Here is a 26,174-nt window from a genome sequence, read left to right on the forward strand (position 1 = left end):
TTTTTCGCCCCAGCCGGTACGGCTTTTTTGCCCTAGGGCAAAAAAGCCGTACCGGCTACTTTTAAACCCTGTTGCATTTATTACTTGAATTCAAGGGATAAAATAATTCCCGCAAGGAAATTTTCCCCAATATCTTTAAAAGCAAAGCCGATAATCACTGCAGAAGCACCTGCAGCGGTTGCCAAGGCGGTAGATATGCCGTCTAACTTTGCTACTTTTAAACCAAGTAAGATTACCAAAATAATGAGTATAATCTTGATGCTTTTGCTCAAGAAATTGGTCATAATTGGATCTTCCGTTTTGTTACGGATGGTTTTGCTGAACAGTTGAGCAATTTTGCCCGAAAGAAAAATACCCAAAGCGATAACCAAAATGCCAAGTAAAATACTTGGCAATTGGGCTACGAAATTCTTATAACTTTCTTCAATAGAAGTTAAAAATTGGTTGGAGAATATTGTTGTAGGAGTAAATTGTGTCATGTGTTTGGTTAGCGCATGTTGAGAAATTCAAGCCTTGCCAATAATGAACAATAAGACCGAGCACATTGTTTGCCTACATAAATATCCTATAAATAGAAATTTTTATCTGTTCAATAAGTAGTTCTTGAATCCTTCAAAATCAATACCTAAGTTATCTACAAGTTTTGCTTTATGCGCTAATTCTGAAACTTGCACAGGAATTTCTATCTTTTCGGCGATATTTTTAGGAAAAATATCGGGGAACTTACAGGCATGGGCAGTAGAAAGGAAGACGGTAGCACTTTGATTTTTTGGGTGCTCTGCCCGGTAATTCTGGATGGCGAGATAGGCAATAGCAGTGTGCGGGCAAGCGACATAATTATATTTGTCGAAAATTTCTATAATACTTGCAAAAGTTTGCTCGTCGGTAAAACTTTCAGAAGAAATAATACTTTTTAATTGTGCTGCCTCTTCTCCAAACAGGTCCATAATCCTTACCCAATTACTTGGCGCACCTACATCCATGGCATTTGAGTAGGTTTGTACCGAGGGTTTAGCCTCATAAATACCTGTTTTTAAAAACCGTGGTACGGTATCGTTTACATTGGTGGCTGCTATAAATTGTTTAACGGGCAAGCCCATTTTATAGGCCATAATGCCCGCGCCAATGTTACCAAAATTTCCGCTTGGTACGGAAAAAATAACATCGGTAAACCCTTGCTTTTTTAACTGTGCGTAGGCATAAAAATAGTAGAATGTTTGCGGAATCAGTCGTGCAATATTAATAGAATTTGCAGAGGTGAGCCTAAGTTTGGCGTTTAATTCTGCATCGCCAAAGGCTTGCTTAACCAAAGCTTGGCAATCATCAAAAGTGCCGTCTATTTCTATCGCACGTATGTTATGGCCGTTAGTAGTAAGTTGCAACTCTTGTATTTCGCTAACTTTTCCTTTTGGATAGAGTATCGTAACCCTAGTGTTATCAACGTTTAAAAAACCCAGTGCAACAGCACCGCCTGTGTCTCCAGAAGTGGCTACCAATACATCTAATAACTTTTCATCGGCACGTAGAAAATAACCCATCACACGACTCATAAACCGGGCGCCGAAATCTTTAAAAGCAAGCGAAGGGCCATGGAAAAGCTCCAACACAAAAGTATTTTCATCAAGCTTTACGGCAGGAGCATCAAAGTTGATGGCCTCATTTATGATGGTTTTTAAATCTGCCGCCGGAATTTCATCCTTCAAAAGGGTAGAGGCTACTTCAAACGCAATCTCTTGCAACGATTTATCTTGAATGGTATCGATAAACGAAGGTGTTAACTGCGGAATGATTTCTGGCATGTAAAGGCCTTTATCTAAAGGAAGACTGTTGAAAACGGCATCTTTAAAAGAAACAAAGTGGTTTTTATTGTTGGTGCTATACAGTTTCATACGCTTGTTAAATAGAAAATAAGTAAGGAGCTGTTTAAATTTAATTCGACTGTCAGTCTGAGTTTATCGAAGACCTTTTTTAAAATATGCTTCAACAGGCTTCGATTTTAATTTTTAAAATTTTAACTTCTCTAAAGTATTCTTGGCCCTTCGGCGTTTACTGCTGAAACAAAAGCTTTGCTGTTGATTTCCAAATTTTTTAAATGTTGTTGTTGTTGCTGAACAATTTTATCGGCAGTTTCTTTGTCTTTGGTCAATGCAAATACAGAAGGCCCTGAGCCAGAAATACCAAAACCTATTGCGCCGTGGTCCATCGCAAGTTTTCTTAAATCGTCAAATCCAGGAATTAATATAGAACGCGTAGGCTCTATCAAAACATCTTTCATGCTGCGGCCAATCAATTCGAAATCTTGCATAAACAGCCCGCTTACCAATCCGGCAACGTTGCCCCATTGGGTAACGGCATCTTTTAAGAGCACTTTGCTTTTAATCATTTGGCGTGCATCTTTTGTTGGTACATCAACCTCGGGGTACACAATTGCGGCAAACATATTTGGCGGGGTTGGGAGCGAGATTACATCCAATGGGTCGTAACTTCTAATCAACACAAAACCACCCAATAAAGCGGGTGCAACATTGTCTGCATGCCCATAACCGCAGGCCAACTCTTCGCCTTTCATGGCAAATGGAACCAACTCTTTTGCGGTTAGCAGCTTGCCCATTAAATTGTTTATGGCAAATAATCCCGCCACCGTGCTTGCAGAACTAGAACCAAGGCCGCTACCAATAGGCATTTTTTTATGCAGCTCTATTTCTACGCCCACATCTAACCTATTGATGTGTTTTAAATAATGTTGCACGCTGGCACTCACGGTATTTTTTTCTGAGGCCATTGGCAACCTTCCATCGTCTCCGGTTATTTTCGTAATAATAACTCCTGGCGTATTTGTTAACTTCATTTCTACCACATCGCCAGGTTCGTTTACCGCAAAACCCAGTACATCGAAACCGCAAACTACATTCGCAACTGTTGCAGGTGCAAAAACTTTTACCACCCCTAAATCCCCTAAAGGGAACTTTGACTTTCTATCGCTCATTTATAATTTTATAATTTGTTTTTTATCCAATTTACTACTCCCCTTTAGGGGCTGGGTTTTCTCTTAAGGGGGCGGGGGATTAGTGGTTCGACCCCACATTTATAATATCTGCAAACACGCCTGCGGCTGTAACCTCTGCGCCTGCGCCGGGTCCTTTAACTACCAATGGCCTACTTTTGTATCTATCTGTTGTAAAAGATATGATATTATCGCTGCCCGAAAGCATGTAAAAAGGGTGGCTGTCATCGACCATTTGCAAACCAATAGATACTTCGCCATTTTCTAATTGGCCAATATAGCGCAACACTTTATTCTCTTTTTTTGCCCTATTTTTTAAATCTTCGAAATAGCTGGCGTTCGCTTTAAGTTGCACGTAGAAATCTTCTACACTTGTGGCGTTTAAACAATCATCGGGCAAAATATTATCAATTTTCACGTTTTCTGCTTCTAACGGATAACCTGCATCTCGAGCCAAGATGAGCATTTTACGCATAAAATCTTTTCCGTTTAAATCATCCCTTGGGTCCGGTTCGGTATAGCCGAGCTCTTGCGCTTCTTTTACCGTTTCGTAAAAACCCGCTTCACCTTTAAAATTGTTAAAGATATAGGAAATGGTACCCGACAAGATGGCTTCAATCCTTGCAACTTTATCGCCACTTACCATCAATTCTTTTAATGTTCTTATGATTGGAAGACCTGCACCTACATTTGTTTCGTAGTAAAAATCTACACCAAATGTTCTGGCAGTATCTCTAAAAGATTTGTATTGTGCAAAACTTGCCGAGTTTCCTTTTTTATTGCAGGTGACAATAGAAATACTACTTTCAAAAATCTTTTGATAAAAACTAATTGGCACCTCGCTAGCCGTATTGTCTACAAAAACGCAATTTGGCAAGTTTAAATCCCTCATCTGCTGGATAAAACTATGTAGTTCCGCTGCTTGTCCATGTTCAGTTAAATGGGCTTCCCAATTGTCTAGAGATAATCCATCGGCATCAAAAACCATTTTGCGCGTATTGCTAATGCCGACTACCTTAACGTGCAAATCATTGTTTTCGGCCAAGAACGGCATTTGTTCTTTTAGTTGATTAAACAAAGTCTTTCCAATATTTCCCGTTCCCAAACAAAAAATGTTTAGTGTTCTTTTTAAATTGGTAAAAAAGGCATCATGCACTGCATTTACCGCCTTCGAAAGATCGGCTGCAGAAATGATCACCGAGATATTATATTCTGAACTTCCCTGCGCAATGGCGCGAACGTTTATTCCGTTTCTGCCCAAAGAATGGAACAAGCGGCCACTTATACCTGGCGTACGTTTCATGTTTTCGCCCACTATGGCTAGAACCGATAAGCTGTTTTCTACCACCGGATATTCCAGTTTCTTAGCTTCCAGTTCCAATTCGAATTCTTTTTTTATAAAGTTTACAGCGGTTTGGGCATCGCTAGGCTTTACAGCAAAGGTAATGCTATGTTCAGAGCTAGATTGCGTAATGAGTACAATGTTAATTTGCTCCCGCGATAATAGAGAAAACAATCTCCCGCTAAAACCCGCTTTGCCAACCATGCCACTGCCGGTAAGGTTGATGATGCTGATCTGATTGATGGACGAAATTCCTTTAATTGGTAGTTTAGAAGTTTTTACATCGCTTCTTATGTAGGTGCCACCAAAAGCTGGCTGAAATGTATTTTTAATGACAATCGGAATTTTTTTCAGAAAGGCCGGAATCATCGTTGGCGGATAGATAACCTTCGCACCAAAGTAGCTCAGCTCCATGGCTTCGGTATAACTTAGCTCGGGCAACGAAAAAGCTTTTCTAACCATTCTTGGGTCTGCAGTCATCATTCCATTAACATCTGTCCAGATTTGTATTTCGCTAGCTTTTATCGCAGAGCCCCAAATAGCTGCGGTATAATCAGAGCCTCCGCGGCCAAGTGTGGTCATTCTGCCCTCAATATTGCTGGCGATAAATCCGGTAACGAAAAGAACGTTGTCTGCGTGGGCATGATAAAAATCGCTAATCAACAGTTCGGAGAGCGCTGTATCAACCTTTGCCTGACCAAAATTATTGTCGGTTTTAATTAAGTCAGATCCTTCTACAAAAATAGCGGCTTTTAATTTTTGAGAGGCAATGTGTGCCACCATAAACGTAGAGCAGCGTTCGCCATAACTTAAAATATGGTCCTTGGTTTGTAGGCTAAGTTCCCTTAAGTTATTTACGGCCAACAATAAATCTTCTAGCTCATTAAAAAATATTTTCAGCTTTGTAAAAACTGGATTTTGAGCGGCAGCTGGCAAAAGCGCTCTAATTACCGCAAAGTGCTTAGCTTCTATTTCTTTTAAAAAAACATCATACTCTTCCCCACGTTCTGCTTTTTCGGCCATTTCGGCAAGCAAATTAGTAACACCGCTCATGGCAGACAAAACCACAACTGGCTTTTCATCTGCTGCTTCTTCAGCAACAATGCCCAATAAAGTCCTTATGTTTTCGGCTGTGCCTACAGATGTTCCGCCGAACTTTAAAATTTTCATAATTTAATGTTAAAAAAAAACGCCCCGATTGTTTATCGGGACGTCTTCTGTATGTTTATGTTTTTCCAAAGTACAACAAATTAGTCCCGCTCGTAAATCCCGCCGGTAATAATTATGGTTGTTATAATTGAAAAATTACTAATCATCTTTAATGTTTTTATCGAAGCGTAAAATAGCAGATTATTTCTGGCAATTGCAAATGATTTCTCTTTTTATTTAAAGTTTTCTAACAAATTGACCTATTCTATCAAAAAATAACATTGTTGCGGATATTATTTAGGGCCTGTTTAAACTTTACGGTTTTATTTATGAAACTCCTGATTAAAAGAGTACTTAGAATAGCTATCATTTACTTTTTTTGTGATTTGTTACTTTTGAAGATAATTGCATCTCGTTTTTCTCTGCCGTCTTTGACCTTGCCACAATAGGCCTCTGCTTTACCCAGCGCTATGCCGTCTAGACGGAAGTGCTTTTTTTCTTTGACAAAAAAGCAGCAAATCCGAGCATTTCTACGAGCTCATGAATGGAATTAAGACAATAAAGGCTGACAAATAAAATCAACGCTGGCACTCTTTGGGTTGAATTCAAAGAGTTGCCTATTATAGATTATTCGATGCCTTTTTCTTGCGAACTGCTGTGAATCCTCTTGTTTTGAGTAACCCAGCAATTCTCTCCGAGCAGCCTTGGGCGTTTTTCCTCCGACAATTGCAAGGCCGGCCTTACCTAGTTGCTATAGCAATTTTATTATCAAAACTTAAACAAGCCATAAGTATTTGAATTTTAGACTTTTGGAGCTAATAGTCTGAAAAGATAGTAACCATAGTAAAAAAAATTCACTTACTCCCCAATTCTTAAAGGCGCAGCAAAACATTAATTCATATAACTGGCACAAAAAAGCCGCCTAAGAGATTATCCGAAACGGCTTTTAAACTATTGGAACTGCTAACTAATTTTTATCTTGTTGCCATAGGCCCGTAACTTTACTTACATCCTTATAATTGCTCAGGTCAATGTGATGTGCCACCATAAAGGTTCCGAGCTCGCCGCTAACTGCCACAATTTTAAATTTATAATTCGCAATATTATAAGTAGACAATTCGGGGAGAACTGCTGTGGCATCTCGTCTGACAAAGAAATAGTGAAGCTTAACACTGCCTCGCGATGTTTCAAACGCAATGTTGTAGTCAAAACCTAAGCTGAAGTCGGTAAACTGGTAAGGTAACGGCGACCATTGGTTGGTATTGGCGTAATTTGGGGTAAAATAAACCAACACCATGCCTCTATCAAGCACAGCTTGTGTAATGGAATTATTGTTTCTTAGGTAGTAACGCGTGAAATAAGAAGAACCAACACCTGGAGAGGATCTAAACGAATAACTTGAATTCCAAAGCCAGTCACTGTTTGTTAAAGAAAATACATCTGTTTTTACGTTCGCGTTTCCCTCTGGCCCTTGCGGCCCGGCAGGGCCTCGTAAACTTATGGGTACGCCCCAGCCAGCTGCGGTTTTGGGCCCATAAAGCAAGTAGGAAGTACTATTGAGGTAGAAATCACCATTAGCGCCTAAGCCAGCGGCTGGCACAACGGCTCCTTTGTATATGTTACTTCCGGCGGATCCTTTGGCACCGGTCGCACCTTTTAACGATAAACCCGTACCCCAACCAGCAGCAGCTTTTGGCCCATATAGTAGGGACGTGGTTTTATTTAAATAATAGTCGCCTACTTTACCAATTGCGGTGGCAGGTACTGTGGTGCCGCTATAAATGATACTTCCCTCTTGCCCATTTGCACCTTTAGGTCCCGCAGCACCTATCGCCCCCTGCACGCCACCAGCGCCCGTTGGCCCAACAGCGCCTTCTTTTCCGCAAGAGACGAGAAAGAAAACGGATATTAGTGCGATGATGTAAAAATTAAACTTTTTCATAAATAAGGTTGTTGTTAACTGTTAGCATTATGGTTTTCGGTCTATTTAGTCCCTTTTCTAAATGTTATTTGTCCACAAAATTATGAGCAGACTTCTCGAAAACATAGTACAAAAACGACATTTTATTTAAATTCATGGATATCGATCTCGCTTGCAAAAGGCACCAAACTATCCGGCGAGATGCGTAATCATTTAGCGAAGCTATTAATTTTAGACTTTTGTAAGGCCTTCGATAAGCTCTGACTGACGACCGATTTACCTAAAAGTTTGCAAAACACCTTATGTCAGCCTTTTTGGCAATAACCCAGCTAATCTTTAGCTAACCCCATGCAATTCAATACCTTTGGTTCAATTCAATTTCGATGTAAATTTTAAAATAGCCAACCAATTTTAGCTATCTTTATGCAGCCTATCCACTAACCTCACCAATAGGATTGAATATATGGTTCACTCAGTTTACCTTCCTCACCCAGCATTAAGAGAGTTTGTGGATAACATTACAGTAACCACAGTAGATTTTTCTGTAGAAAAAGACATTTCCCCAATCTATACGTTCGTTCCAACCCACACCCGGTTTCTATGTTTCTATTTGGAAGATAAAGTTTTGGTAAAAAAATACGGGGAGGACTTTGAACTAAAGTCTCGCTCAATGATTATTGGGCCGCAAACAACGCCGGTAACACTCAATCTAGGGAGTAAACATAAAGATGTAGTCGTCTGTCTTAAACCGAGCGGCATGTATAGGCTTTTGGGAATACCTTTACATACTATTGTAGATAAAGACTACGATGCCAGGTTGGTATTAGGAGCTGAGGTTGATGTGGTTACAGACCGATTAAGGAATGCAAAAACCGACGACCTAAAAAATCAGATTATCCAAAAATATTTGTTGGACAAATTGCAATTTTTAAAGCCAGCTTTGCCATTCGATATGGCTATGTTGGAGCTTGTAAGAAATACGGGGAATTCACGCATCGAGTCTGTAGCGATGCGTGCCTGCCTATCGTTAAAACAATTTGAAAGAGAGTCGTTAAAGCGGATTGGTCTCTCGCCCAAAACCTATGCTAAGATGATCAGATTCTCTTATGCGTATAAACTAAAGGAGTTATTTCCTAATAAATCTTGGTCCAGTATTACCTATCAATGTGGGTATTTTGACCAGATGCACCTTATTAGAGATTTTAAGTTTTTTACAGGATCCACCCCGGGTTTGTTAACGGAAAAGGAAGTGATAAGTTCTGTTCGTTTCCGAACTTTGGAAGATGTATTCCTATAAGTTCCCTTAGGAAAAAACCCAGTTTAAATGACTGGTCAGTTGTTGGGGTTATCTTGCAATTGCAGAAATTTTCTATGTATTGCGCGGACAAAAATCTGTAATTTTGATGAACATGGCCAATACTGTTACTCAACCTTTCAGAAAAATTATACACGTGGATATGGACGCTTTTTACGCTTCTGTAGAACAGCGAGATTTTCCCGAGTATAGAGGTAAACCACTTGTTGTTGGTGGTATGCCAGATAGTAGAGGTGTAGTGGCAGCAGCCAGTTACGAAGCTCGCCAATTTGGAATAAAATCGGCAATGCCATGTAGTCAAGCATATCGGCTATGCCCTACAGCGATATTTGTCTATCCACGATTCGATGTGTATAAAGAGGTTTCAAAAGGCATCCGCTCTATCTTTTTTCGGTATACAGATTTGGTCGAGCCGCTGTCACTTGACGAAGCGTATCTGGATGTAACCGAAGATAAACTCGGCATAGGTTCGGCCTTAGAAATTGCAAGTTCAATTAAAAAAGCCATCAAATCAGAACTGAATTTAAACGCATCTGCCGGAATATCTGTAAATAAATTTGTAGCCAAAGTTGCATCAGACTTGGAAAAGCCAGACGGTCTCACTTTTATAGGCCCATCTAAAATTAACAGTTTTATGGAACGGCTGCCGATTGAGAAATTTTATGGCATCGGTAAAGTGACCGCGGCAAAAATGAAAGCGATGCAAATAGTTACCGGAGCAGACCTAAAGAGACTTTCGGAAGCGCAGCTTAAAGCTATTTTTGGCAAAGCTGGCAACTACTACTACCATGTGGTTAGAGGAGTAGACAATAGACCGGTTAGACCACACAGAGCAACAAAATCAGTAAGTGTAGAAGATACCCTAACCGAAAATACAAGCGATTATGTGGTATTGCGTAGTATTTTGGCTCAGCTTAGCGAGACGCTATCAAATCGGTTGAAGAAACAATTTTTACAAGGGAGAACGATTACGCTAAAAGTAAAATTCGGAGATTTTACCATCATCACGCGTAGCAAAACGATACAAATGGCCTTTAACGAACAGCCGATTATTTATCAGCATACCGCCGAGCTCTTGAGTTTCATAGACTTAAAAGTGCAAGACGTGCGCTTGTTGGGCATATCAATTTCTGGCTTTAAAGCAAAAAACTTAACCGAAGAACAGATCATTCAGCTAGAATTCGACTTTTAAGCTGGGTGCGATAGATTGCCGGTACTCGTCACGTCGAGCGCAGCGAGAGGTCTCACAACTAACTCTGCATAGGCGTATTGGAATAGCACGTGAGATTTCTACTACCGTCGAAATCACGGCGCGCGGGACGAAAGGGCGGCACGGACGAAATGGATGGCGAATTTAAGTTTTAAAACTAAAGCTTCAGAAATAAAAAAGGCCTCGCAGTTGCAAGGCCTTTAAAAAATTTGCAAAAAAAAAGCCTTACTTATTCATTTTCTTTTCGAGCATTTTCATAAAAAATCCGCCGACAACACTACGGGCTTTAAAATTCTCTCTAATGCCGGTATTAGAATCGTAAAAATCATTTAACGGAACCCTAGATTCTGTTTCTAACGCAAATTTGTAAACTGGATCAATCAATTTTTCAAAATCTTGCTGAGTTGGCGCAAACGTTGCTGACCATAAAATCCAATCGTTTTTGGTATAAGCTTTTCTACTATCAAGCGGTAGCCCAAATTTGTTTTGTTTGGTTAAATAATAGTTAATTTCTGTGTTGTAAACACTTTGTGGAAACAATTTTAAATCTAATACTTTATCCCAAACCAAGTTGTACTTTTGGCTCCAAGTATTTTTATCATTAAAAGTTAAAGCATAGTGATCGCCTGCATCTGCCATTTTCATCCATTTTTTAACCATTCCTTCTGCAATTGCCCTGTATTCTTTGGCTGTTTCTTGTTTGCCTAGCGTTTGTGCCATTTGTGCATAACAGGCAATCCCCACAATAGCTTTTACAGATAGGTTGGCGTTACTTGCCAAATGACCAGCAAAATCGTCGGTACAAAGTTGTGTCTTGGGATCTAATCCTTCATCACTTAAGTATTTGGCCCAAATAGATAGTGTCTTCCAATGCTTTTCTGCATATTTTGCATTTCCTTCTGCTTTAGCAATGGCAGCTGTAAGAATAATCATATTGCCCGACTCTTCTATCGGCATAGGTTCGCCATAAGTTTGTCCATTTGCAAGTGGGTAAGTACCTAAATCGTGTGCTGCCCAAGGATGAGGATATTTCCCGCTTTCGCTAAAATGAAAAATACCACTTAGCATACCTTGCAATAATTCTGGATTGTAAATTAAATACAAAGGTGCAGACGGATAAGTAACATCTACTGTATTGATGAAACCGCCACTATTATTCTCTTTTGATAACCACAAGATCTCATGATCTGGGCTTTTAACCAAGGTATGTGCAGCAATGCTTTGGCGATACGCCAGTACGCAAAGATCTGCATACTTTTTTCCTCCGGCATTTAAAGCTTCTGCATACATACTCTTATTAAAGTCATCACATTTTTTTAATACGCTAGCATAATCATTGTAGGCATCGGTTAATTGGCTTTCGATGGTTTCCTTGCCAGATGTATTCCACCATGGTCTAAGTTTGGTATTAAAATACTCTACTGAATAAATCTCGTCATAACCTAACTCAATCATTTTTTCTACCGGCTTTTCACCCACTGACCCGAAAGACAATATTGTGTTTAACGAGAGAGACTTGCCCTTTTTAGCTGTAGAAGTTGTTTTATTGTTAACAAATGTGCTAACTGCTTCTTTCTGATTGGTAATAAACTGAACAGCATCGTTACCTTTCGGAACTGCTACGCAAAAATAGCCCCAATCAATTCTTCTATCATCACCTGTTTTTTGTAGAATGGGTTGTTCTATAGTTCCGGCTTTTAAAATAGAGAGTTTTGCGGTATTGTATTGTTTAGTGGTAACTTTTTGATTTGGCTGGTCTACAGCGATGTCGGTTGAAGCGCCCAGAAAAACCTTAACTTGATGGTTTTTGCCATCGTTTGCGTTTACTGAATAAGAAGTGTATGAAACTGGTCTAGCTAAAATTCCCAGATCATTCATTAAAAGTGGAGAAGTGAATGCCAATTTTAGATCTACAGCTCCACAAGTAAACTTATATATTGTTTGTGTGGCATTAAGGTCTACGCTTTCTTGCTTGGCCAATTGCATTGGTTTTCCTTCAACTTCTATTTTTTCTACCAAACCAAAATCTAGATATCGGCCTCCGGCACTGTTCATCAAATGAATGGCAAGTACATTTTTTCCGTCCTTTAAATATCCAGCTTCTGCTCTCCCAAGAGGAATCATTTCAAAACCTTGGGTCCAGCCTTGCTTTTTGTAAATTTTGTTTCCGTTTAAAAATACTTCCACATTGTCGTCGTGGTTCAGTTTTAAAAATAGATTCTTTAAATCCTTGGCATTAGAAAGGTCGAAACTTCTTCTAACCCAAATATTATCGCTGTTCCATAATGTTTTTACCCCTTTAGGGTTATCTCCAATCGGAGACTGGCCCACTTTCCATCCTTTAGTATCGAAATCAACATCGTCCCAACCTTTTGTTGGTTCTTGTTCGGTGTAATGCACTTTAAAAGCCGCTTCATCCGTTGCTGGCAAAATAGTTTTATAATTAACGGTTTCTGCTCCCATAAAACGATACACATTGCCATCTACACTGATAAGACCAGTTAAAGACTGATCTTTGCCGGTCCAATGTGTCGTGTTAGATTCATTTAGCTTATCGGTATTAGACCAAATGCTAAAATAGGTATTGTGCGTTATTAAAGGATAAGATGGCGCTTTTCGTTCTTGTGCAAATGCTGCAAAGCAGCATAATGTTAAGAGAATAAGGCCTGGTAATTTAAGGTTTCGTGTGTGTTTCATTTTGTGTTTCAATTTATTAGAAATGATAAAATTCTTTTCGATTGTTAAATAAAAAAATACCCGAGCATTGGCTCAGGTATTAAACTATTAGTTTTTTAACTTAGATAAACGTTATGGTTGTTTCTTGTTGATTGTCCATTCTGCCATTTGAAATAACCTAGAACCTCTGTTTGCTTTGAAATAAATTCTATAAAATTTATAAGCAACAAAATTGTCGAAATAAAATCTTCTGGTCACTCTTCTGTCGTCATTATTTGCCCAGGGACATCGGGTAATTGTATGCAGATCTCGATATTGAATACCGTCTAAAGAACCCTGAAAAATCCAAAATCTGGGATCTCTGTCATTTCCATCATTTGCAGAAGTTAAGGTATATGCGCCCACAACTTTTGGCGTGTCTAGCTCGAACGTACATTTTAGCGTTCCGTCAAAACCATCCTGCAAGAATTTACTCCCCAGGTCACCATCAATCAACTTTTGCGACCCTTCATTTCCATTTGCCCCGCCACCACTATCTCTAGTAACAGATAAGGTACCACCAACCGTAGAAATATAGTTCTCTCCAATTTTTGTTGGATCAAAGTTGGGGTCTACCACTTTAAGGAATATTTCTTGACTAGCTTTATACCCCTGTCCATTGGTTGTAGTTAACACCACATGGTAAGTGCCAGGAAATCTGTATGCATGTTTCGGGTTTTCTGCAACCGACGTACTGTCGTCTCCAAATTGCCATAAAAACTCTTTGTAATTGGTAGACGATTGGGTAAACTCAAACTGCAAAAACTTTGCAGAATCTGGCAGTACTATCTCAAACTTAGCCGTTGGCTTAGCTTCATCGACTACCGGAGGCGGCGGTGGAGCGTCTTTTTTACATTTCACCATAGCTATTACCAATAGCAACAACAGTGGCAAACCAATAACTATTTTTTCAAAATTCGTTTTCATATTTGTTTAGTTTATGGTGCTGGGAATAACTGACTTTTTGGAACAATGCGTTTACCGTCTATTACAGATGGCACTTCATATTCTAAATAGGCCTGTTGGCCACCAACATTCTCTCTATGCCAAGCTTCTATTTTATATTTAACTCCGCGTTCTAGGGTAATTTTAGCATTTCTAGACGGTTGATCCCACGTAGTGGTATAGTCGTCTATGATGGCCTTTCCATTGATAAATAACTTACTTCCGTCATCCCATCTGGTTTGATAGAATATATATTCGCCCCTTACAGGAGCTAAAAATTCACCTGTCCATCTCGAAGAGAAATTGTCTCTAGATAAACTTTGACCCGCAGCATTTTTTACGCCATCTGGCCAGCCATCTCCGTTAAACTCTATTGTTGCATCTATCCGAGTTGCAAACGGAGGAACTCCACTATTAATGCCATCTTGGGTATTTGTCCAATACTGTGCTTTTAAGCCTGTTCCATTTCCAATTATTTGGGAGTTGTTATCTAAATTTACATTAGGGTCTACCACCACAACAACCGTTTTCTTAGCAGGATCTAATACATGGTTTGTTGGATTTTTAAGTTGCAATACAAAAGCAAATTTTTTGTTCGCTATGATGTTTGCATCGAAAGTTGGCCAAGGAATAAATATTCGAACAGCACTATAAGAAATCCCAGTACCTAAACGCGCGGCGGTGTCTATGGTATATTTTCCAGAATCTAAATGAATGGTATTTGCATCCAAAACTCCACTTGCTTTCAGGGATGCGATGGTATCGACGTTATCCACTACCTTTACATTAAAAGCACCAGAGGGCTGGTTGGCCAAATTAATTGGAACGTAAATTGTTGCACCTGCGAGAGAAGTGATATAGGGACCTTTGTACATTACATTGTAAATGCCGCCATTGCCAATACTTAAGTAATGCAAGTCTGAGGGTTTTAAATACTCGCTAGTATTTAGAACAACCATAATATTAGATTTTCCGCCAGCAACAACATTCCCCTTACCGGGCTGGATAAGTTTAAAAGCAAAAACTACTTTTTTACCATAGTTTCTTTCTAGCGCAAACAAGCGCACGGTAGCCACTCCAGTAGCTTCGGTAGCGCCATAAGCAACATTTATAACATTTGGGTATTCTACCTGGGCGGCCGGTAACAAAACGGCATTTGTTAATGCCCCACTATTAATAAGCCCGGTAACCGTATCGTTGTTTAACGTAATACCAACCTGAAATGCTTTTTCTGCTGGGCCGGATAGCGAAATTTTAAACGGAATCTGAACGTAAGCGTTATCCTTACTCACATCGCCGATCACAATTCCCTCTCCAGTAATACTTCTATTAGCGGCATCTGGCAGCTTTAAGTCTTGAATTTCAGACCTCTTGCAAGAATAGACAAAGGCAATAGCCAGTCCTATGATTGCGATGTAGATATACCTCTTCATTTTATGATATTTTAAATTGTTTCTTATTTGACTATTGATCCAACCAAACCCGTCCATCGAGATTCCAGCTTTGTTTATTGGCAATCTTTAACCAGTTTGTAATCTGAATTGGAATATCTGACGTTTGGATTACAAATCTTGCAAGAATAGAAGCGTCTGGTGGGCAAATCAAATCGTTGAAATTTTCCCACACATACGGGCCAACCAATTTAAAATTTCTTGCACTTGGACCTAAATCTTCAAACTTATCTCCAACTCCGTCAGTACAAGGCCAGTACCCAACTATAAAATTATAATATGGGTGGCTTTGATTGATACTAGTCTCGCAAGAATATCTAGCTATAACAGCATCTGGTACAGCGGTTTTGAAGAACCGAATGTCACTTACGTACACATCTGGCTCACCATGTCCCTGTCCATTAATATAACCCATTTTTAATTTGTTATCGTTCGATAATGAACCCGAATTTGTGATTTCTACTTCGCTATTGAAGCTTCCATTTGTATAAACCCTTAAAAAATATTGCGTTCCTCTACGCTCTTTTTTCGCTGTAAGTGTTTCCCATCTACCTTCATTAATTACAGCTCCCTGTGCTTGGTGATAGTCACCATCTTTAGCACCTCTCCATTCAAAAAACCAATAATCATCTTGCAAATAGAAAACCCAGCCCACACTTGGATGACCAGAAGACCATTCGTTACGCTTACCCAAAACCGCTGGATAAGACTGTCTTTGACCATTTTTCTTAACCTTTAACTCTATGGTAAATGTAGTAGTATCGTCTAAATTAAATGCATTGGCCGTATCTATCTCCGCGCGAACTACTTGCTTATCCATACGTACGGTTTTTCCAAGGTAACGGTTCCCTGTAAAAGGTTTTGTGATGATGCGCTGTTTGTAACTGGGATTGTAATAAACCACAAAAGTATTTGCCGAAGTATTACTAAATACAGTTTGATCGCTCTGCACAGTTGATGTGTATGCGCCGCCCCCACTAGAAGCAATAACAACCAACCAGTCTTCTGTAGCAAATGTCGGTCTCTTTCTCAACGCGGCCAAAATATCGCCAACCGATGTATCGAAATTCTCAATAGCAGCTTTGTATTGAGGAAAAGAATTATCAAAACCAACTTGCTTTCCAACTTTCTTTACATTGGTAAAATGTCCAACAATTACAGAAGCAGTATCAGAATTAAGCGTATTAATAACCGAGGCCCTTACTGCGCCGTCATCTGCCAACACATCAGAAACATCCGCACCATCTGTCAAGCTTTTAAAAAGCGGCGAAGAAGTGTGAGAAACAATTCGAGCTTGAGGCAATTCTTGCTTTATTCGTTTAAAGATGATAGGAAAGTTTAGCAAGTTATTATTACTCAGGTCATTTTTCAACACATTATGCTTTTCCTTTTTAGCGCCAGTAAGCATATTTGCATAATTGCTCACATCAGCTAAAGAATCTGGATCGCTAAGAGATACCCAACTATAAATAGAATTTGGCAACAAAGCGTTAATATTTGGTGTATTCGCTTCTAAGACCGATTGCCCTCTAGCTCCATCTACAATAAGGTATAATACCTTTCTATTACCATAACGAACTGTGGCCGTATCTCCCCCATCCTTAACAGTAATTACCCTGTCGAAGCCTTTGTTACAAGACCAGATGGTTGCGCAGGTTACTATAGTAAGTAAAATGCCAAACAATAATTTATGTTTTTTCATCTTGTTCATTTTTGTTTAAAATTTTTACTTGGATAAATTACTCTACCGTTACTCTAATGATGTTGTTAACGTCTTTAAGATCAAATCGATTAAATCTACCCATTAATAACAAAGCCATTTTACCGTCGGCAGATTTAGTTTCCTTTATATCACTTACGTATCCGTTAAATGGGCCTGTAGCATTATAACCTTTTGCAAGATCGCCCTTAGCTGTAAGCACCATAAAGCCGTTTCTAGAAACTCCACCATATTTTCTGAATGAGCCAGTTACCACGATAAGGCCGTTCGATAACTGCTGCGCATAGGTTGCAAAACCCGTATCAAAACGTTGCGCTATAAAACTTTTATCAATAGTTCCATCCTCATTTAGCAAGGCCATTCCGGGAACCGGCGTGCCATTATAGCTGTTAAAACCGCCTGTAATAAAATATTTCTTTGTAGCTATGTTATAGGTTAAACTGGCTATATACTCATTTGCTCCAGATCCAGGCGTAAAAGTCGGATCTAGCGTACCATCAACCTTTAATCTAAGAATTTTTCCAGCTGGCTGACCATCGAATGTGGTAAAATTACCAAATATTAATAACTTTTCGAGCAGAGGGCCTTCAGTATGCATATAGCTATCTATGTGTCCATTTGCGCCAGCATTCCCTTTACCTGTTGCCACATTAAAACGGTAAGTCTTATCAAGCGATCCATCTAAATTAAACTTTAAGATCTGTCTTATTTCTGTGCTATCTAAAATAACCGTGTCTCTTGTAAAGTTGTAATTATCTTTGTCATAAGTTCTCTTTACGTAAAATCTAAAGTCTCCAGTTGCAAGGATTTTACCTTGGTGGTTATAAACCCTGTTGATATATTCATTTGTACCGCCATTAAATTTTGGAAACCATTTTCTTGTTACGGTATCTGTTAACGTTGGCTTTTTCTTGGTTTTTATTTGGATGGTATCAATTGAGCCATTAGTAAATAAAGCAGTGATGTTGCTAATGTCGCTTCCTCTTTGATCATACCCACCAAATCCACCAGCAATATAGATTCTGTTTCCAATTTGAACAGCCCTAGATAATACACCACTAGCTCCTTTACCAGATCTAAATGTAGCGTCGTACTCTCCATTTTCAGATACGCGCGCTATGCGATTAACCGGTAGGATGAATCCTTTATTATCGTAATTCGTAAAATTCCCCAATACCAAATTCCGACCGTCGGGCAAGGAATACACAGAGTTTACGGAATTATCAGTACCCGCGGTGGCTCTAAACGAGGGATCAAATTTAATGTTTCCCGTTACAGCGAACACTGGGCCAATGACTAACTGATCATCAATACCTATCGAAACTACACCTCCGCTACCATTTGCAGGCACAATGGCGACGATGGTAGTCTCGGTAACATTTTTTACCTCGGCCTCTTCTCCATTGAAATAAAACACCATTTTATCCTTATATTTCATAAATCCCTTAGCCTGAAAGGTAACTTCGGTACCGGGCGCGCCGATAGCAGGAGAAGGAGGCGTAGTTGGAGTTAATAAAACACCAAGAGATGGCCTTCCATCTGCATAAGGATCTTTAAAATCTGTAGAAGTTTTTTTACAGCCTTGAAATACCAGGCAAGCTAATATAAAAAAGGCGAGTATGTAGTTAATTTTTTTCATCATAAAATATCTTAAAGTAAAGATTATTTGGTCTATTTGGTTTTTAGGCCTGTGGTATAAATGTCTGTAAATACATCAATTATATTAAAGCCAAAATCTGTTTTATCAAATCTTAAAGCCTGCACAACACCATTGGTAGGCTTAATATCAGAAGATGCTACAAAGTTCGTAAACTGAAATCCATCGGGCCTAGAAATATCGTAAATGTAAGATATAGCCAATTGCCTATAACCAATATATTTTACATTGTTAGCGTCGTTGTAAACTACTCCAATATTGGTTGGTGTGCCGCCATAAGAATTGTAAATTGCACCTCCATAAAGACTTACCAAGCTAAAATCTATCTGTTGATAATCTTTGAGTCTATTGGAACCGTGAAACATATACCGCATTAAATACTTTCTCCATATAGCGCCATCTACCTGATCCAACGTTTTAATGGTGTCTCTGCCAGCATCAAATAACAATTGGTTTAGGCTGATACGTTGTGTCCTACCCGCAGGTTGATTTTTGTCAAATGTATGAATATCGCCCAGTGTAAATTTAAAAATGTCATCGGTTGGAGCAAAAAATGTAAAATCGTCTTTGCTAAAAACCGTGTCTAACTTAGCTAATTTTACCAACTGTGCAATGGTATCAAAAGGAATGGGCTTAGCTTCTAGGTATTGTAGCATATTGCCATTAAAATCTGCTTTTGCAAGGCCACCGTCTTTATAATAGTTGTCTCTTTTGCAGGCACTTAAACCCAAAAGCAACGCGCAACAGGTAATTATTAGATTTTTCATAGTTGAGTTGTTATTCCTTTTAAATTTAATTTCCACCATTGGTCCAATAGGTATTAAGCTGCATTAAGGGGTTATTATATAGTGCATTTGAGCTTATTGGCCATGTCCAAGCGCCACGAGCAAACTTATCTGGCGTTAATACATTGTAAGAAAATTGATTGTCTAAAATTCTTTTGGTTCGTACCAAATCATAATATTGAAAACCTTCACCCTGTAGCTCTCTGGATCTTTCATAAAAAATATAATCTAGCAGATCAGTGTCAGAACCGCCCCCGGCATAAGGTGTAGCTTGCGCACGCTCTCTTACTTTATTAACAAGTGCTACTGCTTCCGTAGTTTGACCCAAATGGGCTAAAGCTTCGGCGGTGGTTAAAATCTCTCCGCCGTATCTAAATATCATAAATGTGTTGTCTGGGTTGGCATCTTCCTCGCCTCTAATAAAAGAGTTCCCTGCAAATTTGATCATCATAAATTTCCCATTGTCGGCAAAAATGTCTTCGTTAAACCACGTAGTCCTTCTTTTGTCAGATGCGTCTTGATATAACTTTTGCATGTACTCAGCCCTATAATATGCAAAGCTAACCCGGTGCGTATATTCTGGGCGCTTGTATGGATAGTGCAAAAACATATCGCTTATTGGGGCAACATTAAGAACCTGATCATTATAATTAATACTTTGGTAAAATTCAAACAGACTTTCTTCAGACCTGCCCTTTACTACAGTCGCCCATTCGCTTAGGGGTAATAAACGGTAGGCATTGCTGTTGATAATTTCCATTCCGGCATCTGCGGCATCTTGATAATATTTATTGGCGTTATTGGAATCGAAGCCTGCATTCCACATGTTCATTTCGGCAATTAAAGCAAGCATACTTCCTCGGTTGGCGCGCACGCCCCGAAGGGCCGGATCACCGTAGGCAAATGGCAGAAAATCTTTGTTTGCCCGCAAATCTGCAATACATTTGTTAAATACAGAAACCATATTTTCTCTAGCAAGTGCCTTCGAATGGAATGCATCTGTGTAATAAGGTACATCGCCAAATAACCTTACCATAAAAAAATAACTTAAGTTTCTAATAAATACAGCTTCCGCCTTATATTGGTTTTTTTCTGTTTCTGAAATTCCTGGAATCCCTTCATCTAGCTTGGAAATTAAAATGTTTGCTCCTTGAATCGCCCGATAATATCCAGTCCAATCGATAATTTTCTGGAAGTTGTAAAAATCCCAAGGTCTACCGCCTTGAAGCACACTTATTAAATCATTCCGTCCAAGATAATCTACAAACTCCCTAGAAGTGGCAGCGTCAGACTGACTTTCATACAGCGCCTCTCCAGAGCGATATTCGCCAGTGGCACCAACCCAGGCTGTTTCATTAAGCTTGCTAAATACAATTCTAGATAAATCGTAAATGTTTGACGTAACATCTTCTTTAGATTGAAAAAAGTTGTTTCCAGTTAATTTATCTACAGGCTGTATGTTAAGGAATTTTTTACACGATGGCAGGCAAAAGGATGCTGCAATAACCAATGTACAAATTATATATTTTTTCATAATTGTATTTTTAATTCCCTGTGTTAAGTTCTATGTTTATACCAATGTTGTAAGTGCGTGGTACTGGATACCCCGTCGAAACATCGCGACCTAACGCTGTAACATTTTCTGGATTTGGCCCGCTATATTTAGAGAACGAGATAAGATTATCTGTAGACCCATAAATACGCAAACTGTTTAAACCATATCTTCCAACCGCTTCTTTAGAAAAACGATAAGACAGTGTAACGTTGCTCAGTTTAAAATAACCGCCAGGTTCTGCCCATAGGGTTTGGTCTGGGCGCACCGGTTGAATTTGCCCAAAACGACGGTAATCATAAGGATTTGGATATTTAGCTACATCGCCCGGAGCTTTCCAAATGTTTAGGTCACCTAACGGTACATACGCTTTTAATGAATATGGATCTTGCACAATTGCTATACGATCTGCCAATGCATCGTTTAAAATGGTACGAGCTGCCGTAAAGCTTGCGTACATGTTTAATCCCCAGTTTTTATAACGGATGTTTGTAGACACGCCACCTGTAACTAAAGGCTGGGAGTTACCACTAATTTCGTAATCGTTGTTATCCAATACATAATCACCATTAACATCTTTTATATTTGGATCTCCTCCTAAGAAGAATGCATTATTAGATTGATACCTTTTACCCGTAATTGGGTCTGTTGGCACAGCTGCATCTGTAGGATATACACCTTGATTTACAAACAAGAAATTTGATAGCGTATTTCTTCCTACTCTGTACACATTGTGCTGGCGATATTTTGAATTGTCGAACTTAATGTATTGCCCATTATACTCTGCTGGTAACTTTAATAAAACATCTCTATTGATTGCCCCGTTGGCAGAAAGATCCACACCGAAATTTTTGCTGTCAAAAACCTTTCCTGTTACAATTAATTCGTACCCGTAATTTGCAATTCCAAGGTCATTACTCGACAGTATATCAAACCCGCTTACGTTGGATAAATTTCTATCAAACAATAAATTATTCACTCTTTTAAAATAGGTATCAAACGCTAGGGTCAACTTGCTTTTAAAAAGCCCTAAGTCCAACCCAAAATTGTACTGAGTAGTGGTAGTCGGCTTTAGGTTAGGATTGGGAACTTGATGATAATCGATACCTATGGTTGGCGTATTGTTAAAGTTACCATTTAAATTATATCTACCATATATACTCTCTAAATTTCCTGTTGGCACAATGTTTTGGCCCCAAGTAGCTCTCAGACTACCAAAAGACAACCATGTTTCATTCTCCAACCATTTTTCTTTGTTGAAATTCCACCTTAACCCGATAGATGGGTTTTTAGAGTAAGGATTATCTAATCCACTAGAAGAAGTACCATCCAGTCTATAAGACCCCTCTAACACGTATTTAGTATCATAATTATAAGATATGCCAGCCGCAAAAGAGGCTATAGTAGCATTTCTAAAATTACTTAAAACACCACCACCACGAGAGTTGTAACCATCAAAGCCAAATGGTCCTTGTATCTGGTCATTAGGAGTTCTTTTTTGGAGCGATATTCCGTTTTGAGCTCCCTGCTTGTAAATTTCGTTAAATGTGTTTATAAATAAATTATGCTTTTCTCCAAAAGTTTTAGAATAGGTAATTCCATTTCTGTTGTACAGCTGAAATGTTCTTCCGGTAAAGTCGTAAATCTGCGCAAACTGACCGTTCGCTGCAGCTGGTGTAAAGGTCGTCTCCGCATCTGAAGTATAATCATAACTTGCCGCAGATTGAAAAGCCAAGCCAGGAATAAACTCATACCTGGCATCTACATTGGCCCGGATGTTTCTAGAGCTATTGTCGTTGGCCGTTTGTAACGCAGACAGCACCGCGCCAGTAGCTTGATAAAAAGACGGAGGTGGTAAAAGCGTAGAAACCTGCCCATTATCTGCAACACCAGATTGAAGTAAACCAACGCCACTTCCCTTATTCTGCTTCCCTACGGATGCATAGATTGACCCGAAAAAGCGAAATTTATCATTTGGCTTAAATTCGGTATTCATGCTTAAATTATATCTATTAAATCCTGTGTTCTTAATTACACCTTTCTCTCCATAGTAGCCTAAATTAGCCTTATAGTTAAATTTCTCATTTCCACCGTCTAAAGCCAAGTTATGCGTTTGATTATAAGTGGTTTGGAAGAATATGGACTGCCAATCTGTAGAGTTGTTATAATAGGCATTTAAGCTATCTGCCAAAAACGGCGTAAATCCAATCCTCCTAATATCATCCGGACTTAAGGCGTTACCAATGATTTGGTTTATTTTTAGAGTACGCTCAGAGTCTCCGCCCAACGTTTCTCTTAATTTTGGAGGTGTTTTTACGAAAGAATTTCCGGTATACCTTACACGAGGCACCTTAGAGTTACCGCGTTTTGTGGTAATGATAATTACCCCATAAGCTCCCCTAGAACCATACAAGGAAGTTGCTTGCGCATCTTTCAAAATCTGGATAGTTGCAATGTCTTCTGGTGGAATTAATGATAGTGGACTAACCCCTGGCCCTTGTGTTTGGAAACCAAACTCCGCAGCTTTATCCGCATCTAATGGCACTCCATCTATAATGTATAAAGGAGACGTGGGTTGCAAAAAAGACTCATTACCGTTTCCAGAAATACTTAGAGAAGACAAACCGCGCACTTGCACAGAGCCTCTAAAGCCCGGCGCGCCAGTATTAACCTGCACGTTTAATCCAGGTACCTTACCTTGCAACAGTTGCTCGGGGCTAGAGACAGGGATATCTTTAATATCGTCTGCAGTAATAATTGAAACAGATCCCGCTTGAGTTTCTTTGGTTCTTTTTTGATAGGCAATGATTACTACCTCTTTCAAATCTTTCTTGTCTTCGCCCAAAACAATATTTAGCGAAGTTGTATTGGCAGTTACCTTAGCGGTTTGAGCATTAAACCCAATATAAGCGAAGGACAGTACGGTACCTACAGGAACCGTAACCGTAAATTGCCCGTTATTGTTGGTGGCAGTAAGCGTTTTTTTTGTAGAGCCCACGGTAACGGTTACACCCGGAATACCTTGACGGGACTCCTTATCTACTACAGTTCCCTTAACCGTAACATTAGTTTGCGCGAAGGCTTGCAAATTCCATATTATACAGATTACAAGCGCTGCATAAAAGAGTATGTTTTTTTTCATAATATAAAGCGGTTAAGTTTCTTATTCGTTTGTGAATTTTGGGTTTTGGTTGCGGAAATGAAATACAATTTCCCAATCTCCTTGTCTATAAATCGCAAAATCGAGCCCTATAGTTGCAACTTGTCTCCCGCCCCCTTGGCCTAAACGCGAATATTTTAATTGAACTTTAGCTCTGGACCCGCCAGGAGCATAAAAAGTAGATACTTCAGCCAATGGAATTGGGTAGGCTACATCATATTGCACATACTTATCAGTCTTTTGCATATTGAAACCATGAATCATCTTTTCATATACAGTCTCATTAAACTGATTTGGATTTATTTCTGTCGAGTCTTTGTTCAATACCTTAATTCGCAATGAATGTCCGTTGCCCCCGGTAAATGGTCTGATATATACTACCACATCATTTTTATCATACTTACTTATAGGAAGGTCAGACACTGCACCGATAACGTTGTCTAAATACGGGCGAATGTAATCTCTCTTTGTTGTATCCAGAGGAAACTGTGGGTCAGGAGCAGTTAGCCCAGTATATGCGTTAAAATCGTTAGAGGGTTCATAAGGTCTTTCTCTAAAAGGTCTGATCTGAAAATCTCTAATTAGTCGTTCTCCCCCGGTGTTAGTAATCTTTACATCAAAAAACCTAGTATCTTGTGATAGGTTAGTGCTATCAATTGGCCTTGGTTTAATCAAATCGTTTGTGGAAGATCCCCAGAGCAAAAATTGTCCGGACGATCTAATCTCGAACATAGGACGCTCCTCTACCTTGCGCTTAGCCTCAATTTCTGCCAAGCTTGTTTCTAAACCAGTATATGGTGCAATAAAAACCAATGTAGGTACTTTTTTAAAGATATCTGTATAAGGTGTTCCATCCCCATATCTTGCATTAACAATCTCAAAATTTATTGGAAAAGTAGAATAATCTGCGTTAAAGTTGCCCAGTAAATTATTTCTCCCGATAATTGGATCCAACACCTTGTTAGAAAAATTGACATTATTGCTTATAAAATCTTTTTCTTGCGGCAGGTTATATATTTTTTTACAGCTGTTTCCCAACACCGCCGTAGCCAAAACAAGAAAAACTACTTTTATTTTTGTGTTTGATTGCATTGTATCGAATATTTTGTCTTTTAATTTTCTCATGGCTTACTTAGGGCTATTGATTGACCATTCTGCAAGTTGAAACGTCCCGCTGTTTCTCAATTCGGTAATGTCTATCCTGTAAAACTTAAACGGTTTGGTATTCTTACAGAGGAACACCTTTTGTTGATACCTTTCTTCAAAAAAGAAGTTAGATACCCTATCTAATTCGGTCCAGGTACTGCCATCATTAGATCCTTCGTAAGTCCACGCCCTAGGATCCCTTTCTGGCGCATCATTGGCAGAAGTAAGCGTATAAATATTAGAGACAGCAGGTGTATTCAACTCAAATTGCATCCAGAGTCGACCTTGAAGATCTGCCAAAAACTTAGTGTGGTCATCACCATCAATAACTTTAAGCGAACCCTCTCCATTGGTAGCCCCCCCGTTACTTTCATGTAACACCGTAAGCTTTCCACCGATCGTTCTCATCAAATTTGGTGGCGGCGGAACAAATGTTAAGCGTTTAACAAACTCATCAAAACCGAAAATATGATCAGAATTTAACACGTGCACAATACCATTTTGGGTTTTAATATTGTTAGACGCTGTAGTAGCTGTAGCCCAATTTCTGGTAAACTTGCTTCTTTTTGTATTGTCAAAATTAATAACTTCTGGGCCAGCTGTTACCTGTCCAGAAGCAGACCGTCTGGTTACGCTTGCATGCATAGGATAATTTTGCCTTACTCCAGTAAGGAAGCGACCGTCTTGTAGCGCCAAGCTGTCTGTTGTTATCTTTCCCTTTACAATATAGTAAGAGGTCATAGTGTCTAATTGAACACCATCTATGTTTGCCAAAAACAGCGCGTCTTTGTCAGATTGCTTTCTTAACCTATTTAGGTTGTTTAATGCCAACTGAAAACTTGGGTTTGTAACCGCGAATAGCGTTACGTCGCTGTCATTTAATGTCGCTTTTAAGTCCATTCTGTCAATTACCTTGATCAAACTATCAAAAATTCCAGGCTTGCTTTTAAGGTATTCGTAGGTTGTACCGTTAAATGTAGCGTCTTTAGCCACCGCTTCATAGTAACCCCCGTCTTTCTTACATCCAGAATATAGCGCAAGGACCAGCAAAACTGCCGAGAACATGCCCAAATATGTTTTAAGATTTTTCATATTCAATTTA

At 39.2% G+C, this 26,174-nt stretch carries 17 protein-coding genes; 2 read left to right on the forward strand and 15 right to left on the reverse strand.

The window, feature by feature from the left end; translation table 11 throughout:
- Positions 1–80: 80 nt before the first annotated feature.
- The 5 genes from ABIB40_RS04320 to ABIB40_RS04340 form a co-directional block, all read right to left on the reverse strand.
- Positions 81–479, reverse strand: a complete 399-nt coding sequence (locus tag ABIB40_RS04320) for a hypothetical protein (RefSeq protein ID WP_354356353.1) — start codon at positions 477–479, stop codon at positions 81–83.
- A 102-nt stretch (positions 480–581) separates the two neighbouring features.
- Positions 582–1,889, reverse strand: a complete 1,308-nt coding sequence (gene thrC / locus ABIB40_RS04325) for a threonine synthase (RefSeq protein WP_354356355.1) — start codon at positions 1,887–1,889, stop codon at positions 582–584.
- 131 nt (positions 1,890–2,020) lie between these two features.
- Positions 2,021–2,986 (reverse strand): homoserine kinase, encoded by a 966-nt coding sequence (locus ABIB40_RS04330; RefSeq protein ID WP_354356357.1) that lies wholly within the window; start codon positions 2,984–2,986, stop codon positions 2,021–2,023.
- A gap of 79 nt (positions 2,987–3,065) precedes the next feature.
- Positions 3,066–5,516 carry a bifunctional aspartate kinase/homoserine dehydrogenase I gene (gene thrA, locus ABIB40_RS04335; RefSeq protein ID WP_354356358.1) on the reverse strand — a complete coding sequence of 817 codons (2,451 nt, stop codon included), beginning with the start codon at positions 5,514–5,516 and terminating at the stop codon, positions 3,066–3,068.
- 946 nt (positions 5,517–6,462) lie between these two features.
- The gene (locus tag ABIB40_RS04340) at positions 6,463–7,437 is read right to left on the reverse strand and encodes a hypothetical protein (protein WP_354356359.1); all 975 of its coding nucleotides are present in this window, start codon (positions 7,435–7,437) and stop codon (positions 6,463–6,465) included.
- Positions 7,438–7,879: 442 nt separating this feature from the next.
- On the opposite strand from ABIB40_RS04340, the gene ABIB40_RS04345 reads away from it, so the two are divergent.
- Together ABIB40_RS04345 and dinB are read left to right on the forward strand one after the other, a co-directional pair.
- Positions 7,880–8,713, forward strand: a complete 834-nt coding sequence (locus tag ABIB40_RS04345) for a helix-turn-helix domain-containing protein (RefSeq protein WP_354356360.1) — start codon at positions 7,880–7,882, stop codon at positions 8,711–8,713.
- A gap of 112 nt (positions 8,714–8,825) precedes the next feature.
- Complete coding sequence (gene dinB / locus ABIB40_RS04350; RefSeq protein WP_354356361.1) at positions 8,826–9,923, forward strand: DNA polymerase IV; 1,098 nt, start codon at positions 8,826–8,828, stop codon at positions 9,921–9,923.
- A 243-nt stretch (positions 9,924–10,166) separates the two neighbouring features.
- On the opposite strand, the gene ABIB40_RS04355 is transcribed toward dinB, so the two are convergent.
- The 10 genes from ABIB40_RS04355 to ABIB40_RS04400 form a co-directional block, all read right to left on the reverse strand.
- Positions 10,167–12,638, reverse strand: a complete 2,472-nt coding sequence (locus ABIB40_RS04355; protein WP_354356363.1) for a glutaminase family protein — start codon at positions 12,636–12,638, stop codon at positions 10,167–10,169.
- 111 nt (positions 12,639–12,749) lie between these two features.
- Positions 12,750–13,583 carry a PKD domain-containing protein gene (locus ABIB40_RS04360; protein WP_354356365.1) on the reverse strand — a complete coding sequence of 278 codons (834 nt, stop codon included), beginning with the start codon at positions 13,581–13,583 and terminating at the stop codon, positions 12,750–12,752.
- 11 nt (positions 13,584–13,594) lie between these two features.
- Positions 13,595–15,034, reverse strand: coding sequence for a PA14 domain-containing protein (locus ABIB40_RS04365; protein ID WP_354356367.1), 1,440 nt, complete (start codon positions 15,032–15,034; stop codon positions 13,595–13,597).
- A gap of 31 nt (positions 15,035–15,065) precedes the next feature.
- A complete protein-coding gene (locus tag ABIB40_RS04370; protein ID WP_354356369.1) occupies positions 15,066–16,754 on the reverse strand; it encodes a DUF4983 domain-containing protein in 1,689 nt (562 codons plus the stop codon).
- A gap of 37 nt (positions 16,755–16,791) precedes the next feature.
- Positions 16,792–18,414, reverse strand: coding sequence for a DUF5008 domain-containing protein (locus ABIB40_RS04375; RefSeq protein ID WP_354356371.1), 1,623 nt, complete (start codon positions 18,412–18,414; stop codon positions 16,792–16,794).
- 29 nt (positions 18,415–18,443) lie between these two features.
- Complete coding sequence (locus ABIB40_RS04380) at positions 18,444–19,196, reverse strand: hypothetical protein (protein WP_354356373.1); 753 nt, start codon at positions 19,194–19,196, stop codon at positions 18,444–18,446.
- A gap of 25 nt (positions 19,197–19,221) precedes the next feature.
- Complete coding sequence (locus ABIB40_RS04385) at positions 19,222–20,748, reverse strand: RagB/SusD family nutrient uptake outer membrane protein (RefSeq protein WP_354356375.1); 1,527 nt, start codon at positions 20,746–20,748, stop codon at positions 19,222–19,224.
- A gap of 10 nt (positions 20,749–20,758) precedes the next feature.
- Complete coding sequence (locus ABIB40_RS04390) at positions 20,759–23,908, reverse strand: SusC/RagA family TonB-linked outer membrane protein (RefSeq protein ID WP_354356377.1); 3,150 nt, start codon at positions 23,906–23,908, stop codon at positions 20,759–20,761.
- Between the two features lie 21 nt (positions 23,909–23,929).
- Complete coding sequence (locus ABIB40_RS04395) at positions 23,930–25,051, reverse strand: DUF5007 domain-containing protein (protein WP_354356379.1); 1,122 nt, start codon at positions 25,049–25,051, stop codon at positions 23,930–23,932.
- Between the two features lie 3 nt (positions 25,052–25,054).
- Entirely contained in the window at positions 25,055–26,164 is a 1,110-nt protein-coding gene (locus tag ABIB40_RS04400) for a fasciclin domain-containing protein (protein WP_354356381.1), read from the reverse strand.
- Positions 26,165–26,174: the final 10 nt, after the last annotated feature.

This window comes from Pedobacter sp. UYP30, assembly GCF_040547165.1.
Lineage (GTDB): Bacteria > Bacteroidota > Bacteroidia > Sphingobacteriales > Sphingobacteriaceae > Pedobacter.